15 protein-coding genes and 1 pseudogene are annotated in these 17451 nt (G+C 50.7%); 14 read left to right on the top strand and 2 right to left on the bottom strand.

Annotated elements, in window-relative coordinates; genetic code table 11:
- Nucleotides 1-60 precede the first annotated feature (60 nt).
- Both VSQ62_RS01815 and VSQ62_RS01820 read left to right on the top strand, forming a co-directional pair.
- Complete coding sequence (locus VSQ62_RS01815; RefSeq protein ID WP_334632863.1) at nt 61-1047, top strand: diaminopimelate dehydrogenase; 987 nt, start codon at nt 61-63, stop codon at nt 1045-1047.
- Between the two features lie 41 nt (nt 1048-1088).
- A complete protein-coding gene (locus tag VSQ62_RS01820) occupies nt 1089-1850 on the top strand; it encodes a TatD family hydrolase (protein ID WP_334632865.1) in 762 nt (253 codons plus the stop codon).
- Nucleotides 1851-1917: 67 nt separating this feature from the next.
- Here VSQ62_RS01820 and VSQ62_RS01825 read toward each other — a convergent pair whose 3' ends face one another.
- Nucleotides 1918-2274 carry a hypothetical protein gene (locus VSQ62_RS01825; RefSeq protein ID WP_334632866.1) on the bottom strand — a complete coding sequence of 119 codons (357 nt, stop codon included), beginning with the start codon at nt 2272-2274 and terminating at the stop codon, nt 1918-1920.
- A gap of 149 nt (nt 2275-2423) precedes the next feature.
- On the opposite strand from VSQ62_RS01825, the gene VSQ62_RS01830 reads away from it, so the two are divergent.
- The 4 genes from VSQ62_RS01830 (at nt 2424) to nrdG (ending at nt 6592) form a co-directional block, all read left to right on the top strand.
- A complete protein-coding gene (locus VSQ62_RS01830) occupies nt 2424-2684 on the top strand; it encodes a helix-turn-helix domain-containing protein (protein WP_334632867.1) in 261 nt (86 codons plus the stop codon).
- A gap of 177 nt (nt 2685-2861) precedes the next feature.
- Nucleotides 2862-3674, top strand: a complete 813-nt coding sequence (locus VSQ62_RS01835; protein WP_334632868.1) for an HAD family hydrolase — start codon at nt 2862-2864, stop codon at nt 3672-3674.
- A gap of 207 nt (nt 3675-3881) precedes the next feature.
- Nucleotides 3882-6071 (top strand): anaerobic ribonucleoside-triphosphate reductase, encoded by a 2190-nt coding sequence (gene nrdD, locus VSQ62_RS01840; RefSeq protein WP_334632869.1) that lies wholly within the window; start codon nt 3882-3884, stop codon nt 6069-6071.
- A gap of 26 nt (nt 6072-6097) precedes the next feature.
- Nucleotides 6098-6592, top strand: coding sequence for an anaerobic ribonucleoside-triphosphate reductase activating protein (gene nrdG / locus VSQ62_RS01845; protein ID WP_334632871.1), 495 nt, complete (start codon nt 6098-6100; stop codon nt 6590-6592).
- Nucleotides 6593-6664: 72 nt separating this feature from the next.
- On the opposite strand, the gene VSQ62_RS01850 is transcribed toward nrdG, so the two are convergent.
- Nucleotides 6665-8155, bottom strand: coding sequence for a family 43 glycosylhydrolase (locus VSQ62_RS01850; RefSeq protein WP_334632872.1), 1491 nt, complete (start codon nt 8153-8155; stop codon nt 6665-6667).
- Nucleotides 8156-8277: 122 nt separating this feature from the next.
- On the opposite strand from VSQ62_RS01850, the gene VSQ62_RS01855 reads away from it, so the two are divergent.
- The 8 genes and pseudogenes from VSQ62_RS01855 to VSQ62_RS01890 all read left to right on the top strand — a co-directional run.
- On the top strand, nt 8278-9309 hold the full coding sequence (locus VSQ62_RS01855; RefSeq protein WP_334632873.1) for a LacI family DNA-binding transcriptional regulator: 1032 nt from the start codon (nt 8278-8280) through the stop codon (nt 9307-9309).
- A 349-nt stretch (nt 9310-9658) separates the two neighbouring features.
- Nucleotides 9659-11665 carry a glycoside hydrolase family 127 protein gene (locus VSQ62_RS01860; RefSeq protein ID WP_334632875.1) on the top strand — a complete coding sequence of 669 codons (2007 nt, stop codon included), beginning with the start codon at nt 9659-9661 and terminating at the stop codon, nt 11663-11665.
- Between the two features lie 60 nt (nt 11666-11725).
- Nucleotides 11726-13093: an ABC transporter substrate-binding protein gene (locus VSQ62_RS01865; protein WP_334632876.1), complete on the top strand. Its 1368-nt coding sequence runs from the start codon at nt 11726-11728 to the stop codon at nt 13091-13093.
- 103 nt (nt 13094-13196) lie between these two features.
- Nucleotides 13197-14081: a carbohydrate ABC transporter permease gene (locus tag VSQ62_RS01870; protein WP_334632877.1), complete on the top strand. Its 885-nt coding sequence runs from the start codon at nt 13197-13199 to the stop codon at nt 14079-14081.
- 1 nt (nt 14082) lies between these two features.
- Nucleotides 14083-14928, top strand: a complete 846-nt coding sequence (locus tag VSQ62_RS01875; protein ID WP_334632878.1) for a carbohydrate ABC transporter permease — start codon at nt 14083-14085, stop codon at nt 14926-14928.
- 67 nt (nt 14929-14995) lie between these two features.
- A complete protein-coding gene (arfA, locus tag VSQ62_RS01880; RefSeq protein ID WP_334632879.1) occupies nt 14996-16510 on the top strand; it encodes an arabinosylfuranosidase ArfA in 1515 nt (504 codons plus the stop codon).
- 21 nt (nt 16511-16531) lie between these two features.
- Nucleotides 16532-17149: a YesL family protein gene (locus VSQ62_RS01885; protein WP_334632880.1), complete on the top strand. Its 618-nt coding sequence runs from the start codon at nt 16532-16534 to the stop codon at nt 17147-17149.
- 110 nt (nt 17150-17259) lie between these two features.
- Nucleotides 17260-17433, top strand: a pseudogene (locus tag VSQ62_RS01890) (ATP-binding protein); the annotation flags it as partial.
- Between the last annotated feature and the right edge of the window lie 18 nt (nt 17434-17451).

Here is a 17451-nt window from a genome sequence, read left to right on the forward strand (position 1 = left end):
AAGTTATATGGCTGGTTACTTATTATTCGGTGTACTAGGTGAAGAAAGTGAGGATATGATATGGATAAGATCAGGATTGGAATTGTTGGATATGGCAATATCGGAAGAGGCGTGGAGCTTGCGATCGCCCGCAACGAGGATATGGAACTTAAGGCTGTCTTTACAAGGCGCGATCCGTCTGCCGTGAAGATTCACACGGAGGGGGCGTCGGTGAAGCACATGGACGATATGCTGTCCATGAAGGATGAGATCGACGTTATGGTACTCTGCGGCGGTTCTGCGACGGACCTGCCGGTGATGGGGCCGAAGATCGCGGCAGATTTTAACACCATTGACAGCTTCGATACTCATGCGAGGATACCGGAGTATTATGCGGATATGGATAAGGCCGCGAAGGAAGGCGGTAAGATCGGAATTATCTCCGTGGGCTGGGATCCGGGTATGTTCTCGCTGAACCGGCTGTATGCGGAAGCGATCTTGCCGCAGGGAAGCACGTATACCTTCTGGGGCAAGGGTGTCAGCCAGGGGCATTCGGATGCGATCCGCCGGGTGGAAGGCGTGAAGAACGGTATTCAGTATACGGTGCCTGTCGAGGCGGCGGTAGACCGGGTGCGGGGCGGAAGCGAGCCTGCGCTTACGACGAGGGAGAAGCATCTTCGGGAATGTTATGTGGTTCCGGAAGAGGGAGCAGATCTTAAGGCGATCGAGACGGCCATCAAGACGATGCCTAATTATTTCGACGAGTATGACACGACGGTAACATTTATTACAGAGGAAGAATTGAAGGCGCAGCATAGCAAGATGCCTCACGGCGGGTTCGTGATCCGAAGCGGAGAGACCGGGGAGGATGGGAGTAAGCATATCATCGAGTATTCTCTGAAGCTGGATTCCAATCCGGAATTCACGGCGAGCGTACTGATCTGTTATGCGAGGGCGGCGCACCGTCTGGCGAAGGCGGGAGAATGCGGGGCGAAGTCTGTATTTGACATTGCACCTGCCCTGCTGTCCATGAAGACTCCGAAAGAACTGAGAGCCGGCCTTCTGTAGGAGGGCGCCGGAATCATGAAGCTTGGACAGGGGGAGTTTTGATGATATATGATACACATGCCCATTATGACGACGCCCAGTTCGATGAGGACAGAGAAGAGCTTCTGCGTGCTATGGCGGATCACGGAGTGGGAACGATCGTGAATGTCAGCGCGTCCTATGCGTCCTGCGAACGAGTGGCGGATATGGTGCAGGATTATCCCTTTATGTATGCGGCGGTGGGAGTCCATCCAGACCACGCGGGGGAGCTGAATGAGGAGAGGTTTGCCCGCATGAGAGAATTGTTCAGAAGGGATAAGGTGATCGCTGTCGGCGAGATCGGTCTGGACTATTACTGGGACAATGAATCTCACGAGGTACAGAAGAAATGGTTTATCCGGCAGCTCGAACTTGCAAGGGAGCTTGGTCTTCCGGTGCTGATCCACAGCCGGGAGGCCGCCGCGGACACCATGGAGATCATGAAGGAATACGCCGGGGGCTTGAAGGGTGTGATCCACTGTTATTCTTATTCCAGGGAAATGGCGAAGGAGTATGTGAAGATGGGCTTCTATATCGGAGTCGGCGGGGTGGTCACCTTCAAGAACGCGCGCAGATTAAAGGAAACCGTGGAGGAGATTCCGCTTGAGTCCATTGTCCTTGAGACGGACTGCCCTTATCTTGCGCCTGTGCCTTACCGGGGGAAGCGGAATAATTCCGCATATATCCAGTATGTAGCGGAGGAGATTGCAGAGATTAAGGGGATCACTTATGAAGAAGTAGTGGCCTGTACAGAGGAAAACGCGAGAAGGCTGTATGGGTGCTGATATAACAAAAGCTGTCAGAAAATGTCCGAGAGTGACATATTCTGACAGCTTTTCTTTTAAGTTCATATTAGAACAGCTCTTCCTCCGGCATGATCTGGCCGTCTCCGTTACAGAAGAGGGTGTCGAATACGATTCCCAGCCTGTAATGGATCCCTGTGCGGTAGAGCTCCAGTTCATAATGCGGATTCGGGTGCCCGCCGTTCAGCCGCTGATGGTCTGCTACGATTTCTCTGGCAAGCCGTTCCCTGTCAATGGGGAGGAGACTGTGTACGACCAGGGTGATCTGGTTCTCTGTAAGATTCGGCGAGGTCATGACCGTAGAGTAGAGGATTTCATAGGGGCGGCGTTGTTCCAGGCAGAAAGCCAGCAGCAGGAACAGCCCCAGAAGCATGAGAAGTTTCTTTACTTTTTTTGTATTTTTCATATTTTTGAATTTCTCCTTTCAATAATGGTGCGTATTTCCGTTGCTGTTCCTAAAAGAAACAGTGTAATTTATTACAGTGTAATTTAATACATCTATTTTTTCAATGAAAATGTGGGTATACTTATAAAAAACATGCAAGAGGTTGAAGTATGAGTAAGATTGTAATTGAAATCGAGCGCATTTTGGCTGAAAAGGGAATCAGTAAGACTCAGCTATGTTATATGTGTAAATTACAGCGTACACAACTGAATAGGTACTGTAAGAACAAGGTGTCCCGCGTAGATCTGCATACACTGGAGAAGATTTGTGATTTCCTGGAATGTGATGTGAATGATATCTTGAAATTGGAGAAGGAAAATGAGCCGGTACCGGAAGACGGACAGTTATCGGAGGATGAGAGAAAGCAGTAATCTGTGTGGGACAGGTTACTGCTTTCTCGTTGTGACATTTGTATAGAAAGGATGCAGGGTATCTTGAAATTGTATTAAAAAATAGACAGAAATATGAAAAAATATTATCCATATGATAGAGAATGTGATAACATAGTATAAGGACAACACAGATGGGGCTAAGAGAGGTAATGGATCATGGGAAAAATAATATTTCTGGATATTGACGGTACGATTAGAAATTTTGACGGTACGGTTCCTGCGACAGCGGCAGAGGCGATCCGCAAGGCCCGGCAGAATGGGCATGAAGTATTGATTAATACGGGACGGGAATATTTTCGCATTGAGAAGGAAGTTCTGGATATCGGGTTTGACGGCGTGATCGCCAGCTCGGGAGGATATGTTGAGTATAAGGGGGAGAAGATCGCGCGCAGATACTTTACGCAGCTTGCTTATATTGAGCTTATGAAGGATCTTCTGGAGCAGCGCTGTGTGGTAGAGATGGGGAACAGCAAGGAGAGCTATGTGCTCAGAGAGAGCCGGGCGGAGTATCAGAGGATTCTTGACGAAGTATTCCGGGGGAAGAGCATGTGCAGTGAACCGCAGGTTCCGGTATGGGTGGAATCACTTCTGGATGTGCCGGAGGTTGAGAAGCTGGTGGTGTTCGGCAAGGACGATACCAGCCGGACGGTGCTGTCCAAGTGGGGATATTCTTTCCACATTACGGATCTTAGGATCTCTGTTCCCGGAATCTGGGCGGGTGAGATCACACCGAATTACAGCACCAAGGCGGAAGGAATGCGGCAGATCCTGAAGGCGAAGGAATGCGGCAGGGAGGATACGGTCGCGGTCGGGGACAGTGATAATGATATCGAGATGATCCGGTATGCCGGGACAGGTGTGGCTATGGGCAACGGGACGGAGTGGGTGAAGGAGATCGCAGACTTCGTGACGGCGCCGATCATGGAAGATGGACTGTGGAAGGCATTCGTGCATATGGGGCTTGTATAGATTATACCTTTCAAGGGTATGGGGAAATTGGAGGGTGTCGTAAATGGAGAAAATAAGGGCAAAAAATAGGGGGATATTTGGTAATTTTTTTTTCTAACTTTCTCTTCACTTTCTGGATGGATTAGTGTATGATAGTACGTGACGCTACATATTGTGCAAAATCACGTGGGAGTATCAATATTTTGTAGGTGAAAGAGAGGGAATACGATGAATATGGATGTGAAGACGAATGTGATCAAGCGGAATGGGGAGGAAGTGGTCTTTGACCTTTCTAAGATTGTGAATGCTGTTAAGGCGGCGAATGAAGAGGTGGACAGGATCCATCAGATGAACGAATATCAGATCGTCGCGGTTGCAGATAATATAGCGGCTCAGGTGGGAGAACTTCCCCATGCGGTGAATGTAGAAGATATCCAGGATATGGTTGAGCGCGGGATCATGGAGATGAGAGGCTATGAGGTAGCACAGAAGTATGTGCGCTACCGCTACCGGAGGGAACTGAAGCGTAAGTCCAATACGACGGATAACGGGATCCTCTCTCTGATCGAGAATATCAATGAAGAAGTTACCCAGGAGAATTCTAATAAGAATCCGGTGATCAACTCCACGCAGAGGGACTATATGGCAGGAGAGGTCAGCAAGGACTTGTCGAAGCGAGTGCTGCTCCCGGCGGAGATCGTGAATGCACACGAAGAAGGGATAATCCATTTCCACGATTCTGATTATTTTGCCCAGAAGGAGCATAACTGCGACCTGATCAATCTGGAGGATATGCTGCAGAACGGGACGGTGATCAGCGAGACCCTGATTGAGAAGCCTCACAGCTTTTTTACGGCGTGTAATGTGACGACGCAGATCGTCGCTCAGGTTGCGAGCAACCAGTACGGCGGACAGTCTTTTACTTTGGCACACCTGGCGCCGTTTGTAGATATCAGCAGGAAGAAGCTGCGCAGAAGCGTTGTCGAGGAGCGCAGGGAATGCGGTGAGAGCCTGGAGGACGCGATCGTCGACAGAGTGACGGAGAGAAGGCTCAGGGAAGAGGTTAAGAGCGGGATCCAGACGATCCAGTACCAGTTGATCACGCTGATGACCTGTAACGGACAGGCGCCGTTTGTGACGATATTCATGTATCTGGACGAAGTTGCGGACGGGCAGCTGAGAGAAGACCTTGCCCTGATCATAGAGGAAGTATTGATCCAGCGTATGCAGGGAGTGAAGAACGAGAAGGGTGTGTGGATCACACCGGCGTTCCCGAAGCTGATCTATGTGCTGGATGAAGATAATGTGACGGAGGGTACGAAGTATTGGCATCTGACCAAGCTTGCGGCGGAATGTACGGCGAAGCGTATGGTGCCGGATTATATTTCCGCCAAGATCATGAAGGAGCTTAAGAAGGGAGAGGTATATCCTTGTATGGGATGCAGATCTTTCCTGACTGTTGAGGATACCCAGATGAATGAAGACGGGCGCCATAAGTTCTACGGAAGGTTCAACCAGGGCGTGGTGACCATCAATCTGGTAGATGTGGCATGCTCTTCCGAGGGCGATATGGATAAGTTCTGGGAGATCTTGGATGAGCGTCTGGAGCTGTGCCACAGAGGGCTTCGCTGCAGGCATGAGCGCCTTCTTGGGACGGTATCGGATGTGGCGCCGATCCTGTGGCAGTACGGCGCGCTGGCACGCCTTAAGAAGGGTGAAGTGATCGACAAGCTTCTGTATAACGGTTACTCCACGATCTCTCTTGGATATGCCGGACTCTATGAGATGTGTATGAGGATGCTTGGGAAGACCCATACCGATGCGGAAGCAAGGCCGTTTGCCCTTGCAGTAATGCAGAGGCTGAATGATAAGTGTAAGGAGTGGAGGGAGGCTGAGAATATCAGTTATTCCGTATACGGCACGCCGATGGAATCCACGACCTACAAGTTTGCCAAGTGCCTTCAGAAGCGTTTCGGTATTATCGAGGGTGTGACGGATAAGAATTATATTACCAACAGTTATCATGTGCATGTATCCGAGGAGATCGACGCTTTCAAGAAGCTGAAGTTCGAGGCGGATTTCCAGAAGTTGTCTCCGGGCGGCGCCATCAGCTATATCGAAGTGCCGAACATGCAGAATAATATCCCGGCGGTGTTGTCTGTGATGAAGTTCATCTATGACAATATCATGTATGCGGAGCTGAATACCAAGAGCGATTACTGTGAATGCTGCGGGTATGACGGAGAGATCCTGATCAAGGAGGATGAGACAGGGAAGCTCCAGTGGGAATGCCCGAACTGTAAGAACATGGATCAGGATAAGATGTTCGTGGCACGCAGGACGTGCGGATATATCGGCACACAGTTCTGGAATCAGGGGCGCACCCAGGAGATCAAGGACAGGGTGCTGCATCTGTAGAGCGGCGCTGAGGAAAAGGTGAGAATATGCATTATGGGAATATAAAAGAATGTGATATCGCAGACGGCCCGGGAGTCCGGGTCAGTCTGTTTGTATCGGGATGCAGGCATCACTGTAAGGGGTGCTTTAACCCAGAGACGTGGGATTTCCAATATGGAAAGCCTTACACGGAGGAGACGGAAGCAGAGATCTTACGGCTGCTTGAGCCGGAGTATATCCAAGGGTTCACCCTGCTTGGCGGGGAGCCTTTTGAGCCGGAGAATCAGGGTGTGCTTGTGGAACTTTTAAGAAGGGTCCGGAAGATGTATCCGAAGAAGGATATCTGGTGTTACAGCGGATACCTCTATGATGAAGACCTTGCCGAAGGAGGTAAGGTGCACACGAAGGTGACGGATGAGATGCTTTCTCTTATCGATGTACTGGTGGACGGAGAGTTTGTGGAGGAGCTCAAGGATGTAACGCTGGTATTTCGCGGAAGCAGCAATCAGAGGATTATAGAACTGAAGAAGATGCGAGAATAAGGTTCGGGATTCTCTTTTCCTGTACAGACGGATGTCTGGACGGAGAAAGGAGAGTCCCGAATTTGCTGTGTTTTAAATGGTTTTTACTTTGGCGGTGACGGTCAGGTCGGCCCTGCGCGCGGCGATCGGCGCCCCCGGTACAGAGAAGGAGGGCATCCCGTCGCTTCCCCAGAAAACCTTCCCCACATAAGCATTGCGCCCGGCGTCATAAAGGGGCTGGTAGTCTCCTTCGCCAAGATACCGTGCTTCCTGGCGTCCATGGTAGATGATCAGATCTTCGCTGTCGTCGGTGGATCTGGTAAAGCTGTTATGTCCAAGACCGTAGTATCCGGTGACAGAACTGCTCTGGAATACCGGATGCGGGCATTTCTTCCATGATGCGGCCTTAAGAAGGTCCGCGTTCTCATCTGCATACAGGAGTCCGACGCAATACAGAGCGTCCGTTCCGCTGGCAGAGAAGGTCATGAAGATCCGTCCTTCATGACGGATGACGGCAGGTCCTTCATTGACAGGGAAGCCATGCAGCTCCCAGTTGTATTCCGGATGGGTCAGGCACACGGCCGGGGTACAGATCGTCCATGGATCTGCAAGCTCGGCGATCAGGATATCCGAGATATTGTTGGTCTTCTGCGCCCACAGGAGATAATCTCTGCCGTTATGGCTGAAATAAGTGTGGTCCAGCGAAAAATCAGTAAATGCGATATCGCCTTCCACGGTGGTCCGTATCGGCCCTTTTTCAATCCAGGGATCCCGCATGGGATCGCTGCCTGTACAGGCAAGGCAGTGAGGGCGGATGCGCCAGGAGGACTGATCAGAGATCGTGGCGGTATAGTAGACGAACCATCCGCCATGGATATAATGAAGCTCCGGCGCCCACAGGTGCGGGCTCATGGCGCCGCCGTTGATCGGTTCATGCGCGTAGATGATCTTCTCCGTGTATCTGCCGGAATTGTCCGTCAGGTCTTCAAGCGTATCTGCGCACCGCAGGATCAGGTACAAGTATTGGTATCTGCCGTCAAGGTTGTGCCCTGCGTCCGTATGGGACGCCATAAAGTAATATTTCCCATCTGTGTGCCTGTAAATATATGGGTCGGCGCGGTGGCTGATTAGAGGGGCTGCGTATCGCGGCTCCTGTATCGTACCGGTCAGACCGTCCCAGATCACGGTTCGTTCCTCGCGCATCCCGTTGGTATAGGAGACGGTGATCTTAGACGGCGGTTCGGCGTCAGGAGACGGGAGGGTTACTTCCTCTGCTTCTGATAAGTATACTGGTTCCGGCGCGCCGTATCTTGCCTGCAGCGTCTCGAGAGCAGCAAGAGAGAGCTTGCAGCCGGAAGAGTCGTGCGCCTGAAGCGCAGGTGTCACTTCCAATACGTCTTGCGGAAGCGGGATCGCATTTCCGCCGTTCAGTGCAAACCAAACGGAACGATCGTAGCTATATTCGAGATAATATTGGTTATCTGAGGGGGATTCCCACGTAACGGTGTGGGACCGGATATATGCAGTTTCCTGCCGGACTAAGAAGTCTGCTGCAGGAAGCTTGGTCATTTTTTTTGATTTCATAATCATTCCTTTGACATTTATCCAGAAAATAAAGAGCACTATTATGCTAACACAGAATTCGAATATTGACAAGTGGGAATGGAATATTTAAGATATATTATAAGTGGGTGAGGGAGGTTTTTATGGCTACTATTAAGGAAATTGCCAGGGCTTGCAATGTCTCGGTGGCTACGGTGTCGAATATATTGAACCACAAGCCGGGGGCGAGCGACGAGACGCGCAAGATGGTGATGGAGAAGATCAAAGAGATGAATTATACGCCGAATACGGTGGCGAGGAATCTGAAGACGAAGAATTCACGAAGTATTGGGGTCATCGTGGAGGATATGACCATATTCAGTATTCCGGATATCGTAGACGGGATCACAGAGCATTGCGAGGAGAAGAATTATCAGATCCTCCTGATCAATCTGCGGTTATTCAAGAAGTACGACGATACCTATTACCATAGGGATGATTTCTACGGTATGGTGCGGGATGAGATCTGGAAACTGATCGCCAAGCAGGTGGAGGGGATCATCTATGTGGCGGCCCATGAGAGGACGATCCGGTGTATACCGGAGGATCTTCCGATCCCGTCGGTGATGGCGTACGGCTATACGGAGAGTGACAAGATACCGTCTATTGTAGTGAATGATGAGGACGGCGCGTTTCAGATCGTGAAGCACATCATTGACCGGGGGCATAGGAGGATCGGCGTGATAACCGGCAAGAGTGACAGCCCCCATGCGCAGGAGAGGCTTGTGGGATATCAGCGGGCGTTGTATGAGAGCGGGATCCTCTATGACCCTTCCCTGGTCTGTACCGGGGATTGGAACAGAGGCAGCGGATACCGCTATACGGACAGGCTGCTTGACCGGGGCGTAACGGCGATCTTCTGTATGAACGATCTGATGGCGGGCGGCGTCTATGACCGGCTGGAGGAGCGGAAGCTTAAGGTGGGGGCGGACATCTCGGTGGCAGGCTATGATAACAGGGAGTTGTCGGGCTATTATAAGCCGCCGTTGTCTACGATCATGCTGCCGCTGCATGATATAGGGTATGTGGCAAGCGAAGTGATCCTTGAGATGCTGGGAGAGTGTAAGGAGATATCGCCGGTCCACCGTGTGAATTGTTATCCTCTGATCCGCAAGTCGGTGGAGAAGCTGGAGTAAAACGATTCATCAATTTGACGGAAATTATAGGGAAATCTCAAGAAAAAACAGGGGAAAATCGAATAAAGATAAAAAAAATAAGCGTTTTAGAACCAATTTAAGGGTCTGAAACGCTTATTTTACGTTCCTTTTGTGCATAATGTATAATATTAAACGTTTAATTTGTACTTGCAATTGTGCAGGTAAAGTGTTATAACAATAGTAACAAGAAAATAAAGGTATAAAATTTGGAAAAACAAGGAGTGACAGATTCCTGAAAGATCCGAATAGAAAGGAAAAACATTTATTTCTAGAAAAAGAGCGTGTAAAAGGTTAAACGATTAATTAACGAGGTTAGAGTAGTAAGATCATGACAGAGAAGAGATTAGAAGCAACCCCTCTGGAGACAGTTCCGTTAAGGCAGATCCAGATCCAGGATAAGTTCTGGGACCGTTACATCCATCTGGTGAAGGATGTACTGATCCCGTACCAGTGGGATATCCTGAATGACCGGATCGACGGGGTGGAGAAGAGTCATTGTATTCAGAATTTCCGGATTGCGGCAGGGGAAGCCGACGGGGATTTTGAAGGGGCGGTATTCCAGGACACGGACGCGGCGAAGTGGCTGGAGGCCGTAGCGTATGCATTGGAGATTTCGCCGGATAAGGATTTGGAGCGTCTTGCGGATGAGACGATCGATCTGATCGGAAGGGCGCAGTGTGAGGACGGTTATCTGAATACATACTTTACAATCAAGGCGCCAAATCTGCGCTGGACGAATCTGAAGGAGGGCCATGAGCTGTATACGGCGGGCCATATGATAGAAGCGGCGGTTGCTTATTATGAGGCGACGGGCAAGAAGACATTCCTCCATATTGTGGAACGTTTTGCAGACCTGATCTGCCGGGTATTCGGTCCGGAAGAAGGGAAATGCCACGGGTATCCGGGGCATCAGGAGATAGAATTGGCGCTGATCCGCCTGTACCGCGTGACGGGCAGGGAGGATTACCGGAGGCTTGCGAAGTATTTTATCGATCAGCGGGGAGTTGGAGAGAATTATTTCCTGGCAGAAGAGAAGGAAGACGGATACAGACAGATCTTCCCGGAATTCGCGGGGTATGATACGAAGTATTCCCAGTCCCATCTCCCGGTGAGGGAGCAGCGGACCGCGGAGGGCCATGCAGTACGTGCGGTATATATGTATTGTGCGATGGCAGACCTTGCAGGGCTGTATCAGGATGAAGGGTTGATGCAGGCGTGCAGGAATCTATGGGAGGATATGGTAAGGCGCCGGATGTATATCACGGGAAGTATCGGTTCCTCCGGGATATTGGAGAGATTCACAACGGATTATGACCTTCCCAACAACTGTAACTATTCGGAGACATGCGCATCCATCGGACTGGCTCTGTTCGGCAGGCGGATGGCGCAGCTTACCAGGGATGCTTCTTATATGGATACGGCGGAGAGGGCGCTGTACAATACGGTGCTGTCCGGGATCGCCCAGGACGGGAAGAGCTTCTTCTATGTGAATCCGTTGGAGGTATGGCCGGATAACTGTATGGAGCGGACGTCCAAGGAGCATGTGAAGCCGGTAAGACAGACCTGGTTTGGGGTGGCGTGCTGCCCGCCGAATATCGCGAGGACGCTGGCGTCCATGGGGCAGTACATATACTTCACCGACGGGGACACCCTGTACGTGAATCTATATATATCCAACCGGGCCGAGTCGGAGCTGGCGGGAGGCAGGGTAAGAATCGAGATGGAGAGTGACCTGACGAATTCAGGGCATATTGAGATAAGGGCTGTCAGAGACGGCGGGGAGCAGGGCTATAGTCTGGCGCTTCGGATACCGGATTACGCGAAGACCTATACCATACGGCGGGACGGCGAAGCGGCGGCAGAAGCCTTAGAAGGGCAGACCCGTCTGGCGGCAGACGGGATCCGGATAGAGAAAGGGTATCTCTATATAGAAGGAATCCAGGAGAAGGAGACGGCGGTTGCGATTGGTTTCCAGGTATTGCCGCAGTTCGTGAGAGCGAATCCGAAGGTCAGGGAGGATGCCGGCAAGACGGCTCTGGTGAAGGGACCTCTGGTGTACTGCTTAGAGGAGACGGATAACGGCGGGAACCTGCCCGCGATATTCATAGATACCAGACAGAAGCCGGAAGAAAGCTACGAGGAAGACCTGCTTGGAGGCATCAAAACCATTTCGCTCAGAGGGAAACGCCTGACAGAGGACGAGTGGCAGGACGGGGCGCTGTATGCCGGGAGAGCGAACCGCTTCGAGGATACAAAGCTTAGAGCCGTGCCGTACCATTGCTGGAATAACCGGGAGCCGGGCGAGATGCTGGTATGGATAAAGGAACTGTTATAAGAATCTTGCAGGGACATATCCCTGAAAGAAATAAAAAGAAAGAAAAAAGGAGGACACAACATGAAAAAGAAGTTAGTTGCTGCACTATTGTGTGTTGCCATGACAGCGTCTATGCTGCTTGGCTGTAGTGCCGGAAGCGAGGGAGGCGGTTCTGACGATTCATCAGGCTCAGGCTCCGCAGGAAAGAACGAGATGGAGGTAGAAGGCGACGCTACGGAGATCGAAGTGTGGACGTTCATCGAGCTTCATCAGCAGTTCTACACGGACATGGCCGAGAAGTGGAACGAAGAGCATCCAGACAAGAAGGTGAAGCTGGTGCTTAGCAATATGGCATACGACGATATGCACAACAAGCTGTCGCTTGCACTCGAGTCAGGAGAAGGCGCACCGGACGTTGTAGATATCGAGCTTGGTAAGTTCCCGGCATTTATGACAGGCGAGATCGGTCTTAGAGATCTGACACCGGAGATTGAGCCGTACTTGGAGAACATCATCGAATCCAGATTGGAGATCTACGGCAAAGACGGCGCTTATTATGGATTCCCGACACATGTAGGCGCGATGGTTGCATTCTACAACACAGAGGCTCTGGAGGCCGGTGATGTAGATTACACTGCTATCAAGACCTGGGACGACTTCAAGGAAGCAGGCGTGAAGTATCATGAGAAGACCGGCAAATACTTCGCATGTGTAGAGACGACCGCACAGTGGATGATCAACCTGATGTTAAGACAGAAGGGCGGAGATTATCTGGATGCTGACGGCAATGTTGACATCACCAATGACACGATGGTAGAGGTTCTTGAGTACATCAAGGGAATGCAGGAGACAGGCGCGTTCGAGACTGTACCTGGAGGACAGCCGGATAATGAAGAAGCATATCCGTCCTACAACAACGGAGATTACGCAGTACAGATCATGCCTTTCTGGCAGACATCCAGATGTGTAAACTATATGTCAGACCTGTCCGGTAATGTTGCGATCGCTCCGACGCCAGTATGGAATGAAGGCGACGAAGTGAAGTCCATCGGCGGCGGCGGTACCGGTACAGCCGTAGTTGCTGACAGTGAGAACGCAGACCTTGCAGCAGAGGTATTCGCATACATCAAGCTGTCTGAGGAAGCAAATAAGGAAGTATGGAACGTATTAGGATTTGACCCGGTTAACACGGCAGTATGGACAGACACAGAACTGACTCAGAATCCGGATAACCAGTTTGTAAAATACTTCAATACCTATCCGTTTGACGCATTGTTAGAGATCCAGGACGGTATCATGGCGCTTGAGTCACTTACGAGCGAGAAGTTCCCGTCTATCAATAACGAGTTTTGTAATGTGACGCTGAACAACATCTATGAGAACGGCATGGATGTCAAGGAAGCACTTGAGGAGTCACAGGAGACCTTGAAGAACGAATTTGGCGAGTAAGCTGCAACCGGGGGCTGTGTGCATGACGCGCAGCCCCGTTTTATGAGCCGTTTTCCGGTTATATGGGAAATGGCGGTGTGTTTCAGGAAAGAGATGTGAGAGTATGAAGAAACTATTCTATTCACAGAAGTTAGCCCCTTATGTATTCGTCCTTCCATTTGCCTTGACGGTAGTGATATTCTGGCTGTTTCCGATCGGTAACGGCGTATTGCTGAGTTTCCAGGATGTATTAAAAGACGAGTGGGTTGGACTGGGGAATTATCAGAGATTATTATCAGATAAGATATTTTTAAAGGCGGTATATAACAGCGCGAAATATATGGTAGGTACGCTGGTACTGCTGATTCCGTTTCCGATGCTGTTTGCAACACTTTTGAACAGTAAGCTGATGAAGAAGCCCGGATTTTTCAAATCCATCTATTTTATTCCGGCGCTGACGTCAGTCGTTGTTGCAGGCACGATCTTCCGTCTGATGTTCGGCGAGATGAATACATCTCTGGCGAACCAGGTGATCGCGGCATTCGGAATGTCACCGATCAAATGGCTCAAGGGCGAGTGGACCAGTTATTTTGCGCTGCTGCTTCTGGCGTGCTGGCGCTGGACAGGTGTCAATATCCTGTACTTCCTGGCGGGCTTGCAGAGCATTTCCACGGATATCTATGAGGCGGCGTCTATCGACGGAGCGAGCAAATGGCAGCAGTTTGTCAAGATCTCCTTCCCGCTGGTGAAGCCGACGACGGTATACGTGCTGACCATCAGTATCTATGCAGGTCTGTCCATGTTCACTGAGAGTTACATGTTATGGAAAGGAAATAACTCTCCGCAGAATATCGGACTTACCATCGTAGGATATCTGTACCGGCAGGGAATCGAGAAGCGTGCGATGGGTTATGCCTGTGCCGTAGGCCTGATCCTTCTTATCATCGTCATGGCTGTCAACCTGGTACAGCTTAAGGCGACCGGAACATTTGACAAGGAGGAGAGATAGTATGAAGAGTCAGAAGAATAAAAATACACTTGCCACGATCATGCTGATCGTATTCTTTACAATCCTGGCAATCTTGATCATCATACCGATATATACCATCTTCCTTGCAAGCTTCAAGCCGGGCGGCGACCTTCTGCAGTACGGTCTGAACCTGGGGATCGACTGGGGACGGATGAGTCTTGACAATTATTCGCTGCTCTTTACAGGGCAGCATGAATACTGGAGATGGTTTACCAACAGTATCATCCTGACGGTGATTACCGTGGTGGCGACGCTGCTTGTCAGCGCATTCGTCGGATATGGCTTCGCGGCGTATGATTTCAAGGGGAAGAGCGCGTTGTTCATCGTAGTGCTTCTGATCCTGTCCATTCCTCTGGAGGTAGTGATGCTTCCATTGTATAAGCAGATGACAACCTGGGGAATGATGGACAGCTATGTGGCTATCGTGCTGCCGTTCGTGGCCCACGCGTCGACGATCTTCTTCTTCCGTCAGTATTTGCTGGGGCTTCCGAAGTCTCTGCTTGAGGCGGGGCGTATCGACGGTGCGACGGAGTACGGGATCTTCTTCCGCCTGATCATCCCGATCATGAAGCCGGCGTTCGCGGCGATGGCGATCCTGAACGGTATGAACGCATGGAATAACTATCTGTGGCCGTTGTTGGTAATCCGTTCTTCGAATAAATATACATTAACACTGGGCCTTAATACGCTGATCAATCCTTATGGGGACAACTACAGCCTTCTTGTAGTGGGATCGTTCTTCTCAATCATCCCGATCTTCATCCTGTTCGTATGTTTCCAGCAGTATTTTATCGAAGGTATGACGGCCGGGGCTGTAAAAGAATAACGGACTGTGGTATATTATAAGCAGCGAATCAGCATTTTACAAGAAGTATGCAATGAGGAGGTAATGCATGAGTAAGACAGCGAAAATGGTAATTGACAAGGATTTCCAGATCTCACGGGTGGATGAGAGGATCTACGGCTCGTTCATCGAGCATCTGGGACGCGCCGTATACGACGGGCTGTACCAGCCGGGGAATCCACTCTCTGATGAGGATGGATTCCGCAAGGACGTGATAGAGCTGGTGAAGGAACTGGATGTACCGATCGTCCGGTATCCGGGCGGGAACTTTGTGTCGAATTTCTTCTGGGAGGACAGCGTAGGCCCGGTATCTGAGCGCCCGAAGCGACTGGAACTGGCATGGCGGAGTCTCGAGAAGAACGAAGTCGGTCTGAATGAATTTTCAAAATGGACGGATAAGGTTAATTCGGAGATGATGATGGCGGTCAATCTGGGAACGAGGGGGATCGCTGATGCATGCAACCTCCTGGAATACTGCAACCACCCGGGCGGGACGAAGTACAGCGATATGCGTATCGCCCACGGCGTGAAGGATCCGCACAAGGTTAAGGTGTGGTGCCTGGGCAATGAGATGGACGGCCCGTGGCAGCTTGGCCATAAGACCATGGAGGAGTATGGGCGCCTGGCGGAAGAGACGGCAAAGGCCATGAAGCTTATAGATCCGTCTATAGAACTGGTATCCTGCGGAAGTTCAGCCCTTGATATGCCGACCTTCCCGAAATGGGAGTCAACGACCCTTGAGTGTACCTATGATCATGTGGACTACGTGTCCATGCATCAGTATTACGGCAACAGGGACAATGACAGCCTGGACTTCCTGGCGCAGTCCGACGATATGGATGAATTCATCCGCACGGTGATCGCGACCTGTGACTATGTGAAGGCGAAGAAGCGCGGGCGCAAGAATATCAACATCAGCTTTGACGAGTGGAATGTATGGTTCCATTCCAATGCGGCGGATGACGATATCACGGAGAATCATCCGTGGCAGGTGGCGCCACCGATGCTGGAGGATATCTATACATTCGAGGATGCGCTGCTGGTGGGCTTGATGCTGATCACGCTTCTTAAGCACGCGGACAGAGTGAAGATCGCCTGTCTGGCGCAGCTTGTGAATGTGATCGCGCCGATCATGACGGACGCGGGCGGCGGCGCTGCGTGGAAGCAGACCATCTTCTATCCGTTCATGCACGCGTCGAAGTACGGCAGAGGCGTAGCGCTGCAGCCGATGGTGTCAACGCCGAAGCATGACACTGCGAAGCATGAGAGTGTTACGGATGTGGAGAGCGTTGCCGTATATAACGAGGAGAAGGAAGAACTGACCATCTTCGCGGTAAACCGTACACTGGACGAGGATATCCAGTTGACGACGGATATGCGCGGGATGGAAGGATATAAGGTGTTGGAGCACATCGTGATGGAAGAGTCGGATCTTAAACTTGTGAACTGTGCCGGTGAACAGAGGGTAGTTCCGAAGAATGTAAAACGTTCTTCCATGGACGGCGGTATCATGACAAGCATGCTTAACAAGGCGTCCTGGAATGTGATCCGGCTTGGGAAGTAATAGAGAAAGAAGTGTGATGGAATGAATTTCTTTGTAATTGACAGTCCTGTGATGAGGTTCTTAGGAAGGATCGGGGATATCATCATCCTGAATCTGATCTTCGTAGTGACGGCGCTGCCTGTGGTCACCGTCGGAATGGCGCTCTCTGCGCTGTATACGGTGGCGATGAAGCTGGCAAGAGGCGAGGATCCGTCTGTATTGAGGGAGTATATAAGAGCTTTTTGGCGCAACAGGAAGCCCGCAACCATCTGCTGGCTGATCATGGCGGCGGCGGGAGCGCTTATATTCCTGGATTTCCGGCTGGCCGGTGCGTTCGGCGGCACGTTATATACTGTGGTACGTCTGCTTCTGGCTATGATCTTTGGAGTATGGATGTTAACCTTCCTGTATCTCTTCCCGTATATCGCGAGGTTCGAGAATACGGTATTTCATTCCGTCAAGAATGCGCTGTTCTTAAGCGCCGCACATCTGCCGTCCACGGTTATGATGCTGGTGATCAGCATCGGGCTTGCAGTGATAACGCTGTTTACTTCCCGGACCTTTGTGATCGGGACGATCTGGTGGTTCTTCGCGGGGTTCGCGGCGGCGGCGTATACACAGAGCTTCCTGTTTAGCAGGATATTTTCCAAATATGAGTAGATAATAATATGATCCCCTGACTGTACTGCGGCACGGTCGGGGGATTTCTTTTAATTTATGAGTTTTTGTTATCAAAATGGGCGATGGGGTGTATAATGGGCTGAGAAGCGATATGGCGGGGAACTGAATATAACCAGAGAGGCGAAGAACAGCTTGCGGATTATCTGGATGCCTATCATTTGAAACATGGATATATGGTAAGCTTTAATTTTAATAAAAAGAAGCAGATCGGGGTGAAACAGATATCGCTGGGCGATAAAGTATTGATCGAGGCTGTGGTTTGATAAAGCTGCACTTTTATC

The sequence above is a fragment of the Sporofaciens sp. JLR.KK001 genome (assembly GCF_036941055.1).
In the GTDB taxonomy this organism is placed as follows: Bacteria; Bacillota; Clostridia; order Lachnospirales; family Lachnospiraceae; genus Sporofaciens.

Bases quoted from the DNA above. Each gene is read 5' to 3' on its own strand.
- VSQ62_RS01825 (WP_334632866.1), bottom strand. From the start codon at position 2,274: ATGAAAAATACAAAAAAAGTAAAGAAACTTCTCATGCTTCTGGGGCTG.
- arfA (WP_334632879.1), top strand. From the start codon at position 14,996: ATGAGTAAGACAGCGAAAATGGTAATTGACAAGGATTTCCAGATCTCA.
- VSQ62_RS01855 (WP_334632873.1), top strand. From the start codon at position 8,278: ATGGCTACTATTAAGGAAATTGCCAGGGCTTGCAATGTCTCGGTGGCT.
- VSQ62_RS01850 (WP_334632872.1), bottom strand. From the start codon at position 8,155: ATGAAATCAAAAAAAATGACCAAGCTTCCTGCAGCAGACTTCTTAGTC.
- VSQ62_RS01885 (WP_334632880.1), top strand. From the start codon at position 16,532: ATGAATTTCTTTGTAATTGACAGTCCTGTGATGAGGTTCTTAGGAAGG.
- VSQ62_RS01870 (WP_334632877.1), top strand. From the start codon at position 13,197: ATGAAGAAACTATTCTATTCACAGAAGTTAGCCCCTTATGTATTCGTC.
- VSQ62_RS01860 (WP_334632875.1), top strand. From the start codon at position 9,659: ATGACAGAGAAGAGATTAGAAGCAACCCCTCTGGAGACAGTTCCGTTA.
- nrdD (WP_334632869.1), top strand. From the start codon at position 3,882: ATGAATATGGATGTGAAGACGAATGTGATCAAGCGGAATGGGGAGGAA.
- VSQ62_RS01835 (WP_334632868.1), top strand. From the start codon at position 2,862: ATGGGAAAAATAATATTTCTGGATATTGACGGTACGATTAGAAATTTT.
- VSQ62_RS01830 (WP_334632867.1), top strand. From the start codon at position 2,424: ATGAGTAAGATTGTAATTGAAATCGAGCGCATTTTGGCTGAAAAGGGA.
- VSQ62_RS01815 (WP_334632863.1), top strand. From the start codon at position 61: ATGGATAAGATCAGGATTGGAATTGTTGGATATGGCAATATCGGAAGA.
- VSQ62_RS01875 (WP_334632878.1), top strand. From the start codon at position 14,083: ATGAAGAGTCAGAAGAATAAAAATACACTTGCCACGATCATGCTGATC.
- VSQ62_RS01820 (WP_334632865.1), top strand. From the start codon at position 1,089: ATGATATATGATACACATGCCCATTATGACGACGCCCAGTTCGATGAG.
- nrdG (WP_334632871.1), top strand. From the start codon at position 6,098: ATGCATTATGGGAATATAAAAGAATGTGATATCGCAGACGGCCCGGGA.
- VSQ62_RS01865 (WP_334632876.1), top strand. From the start codon at position 11,726: ATGAAAAAGAAGTTAGTTGCTGCACTATTGTGTGTTGCCATGACAGCG.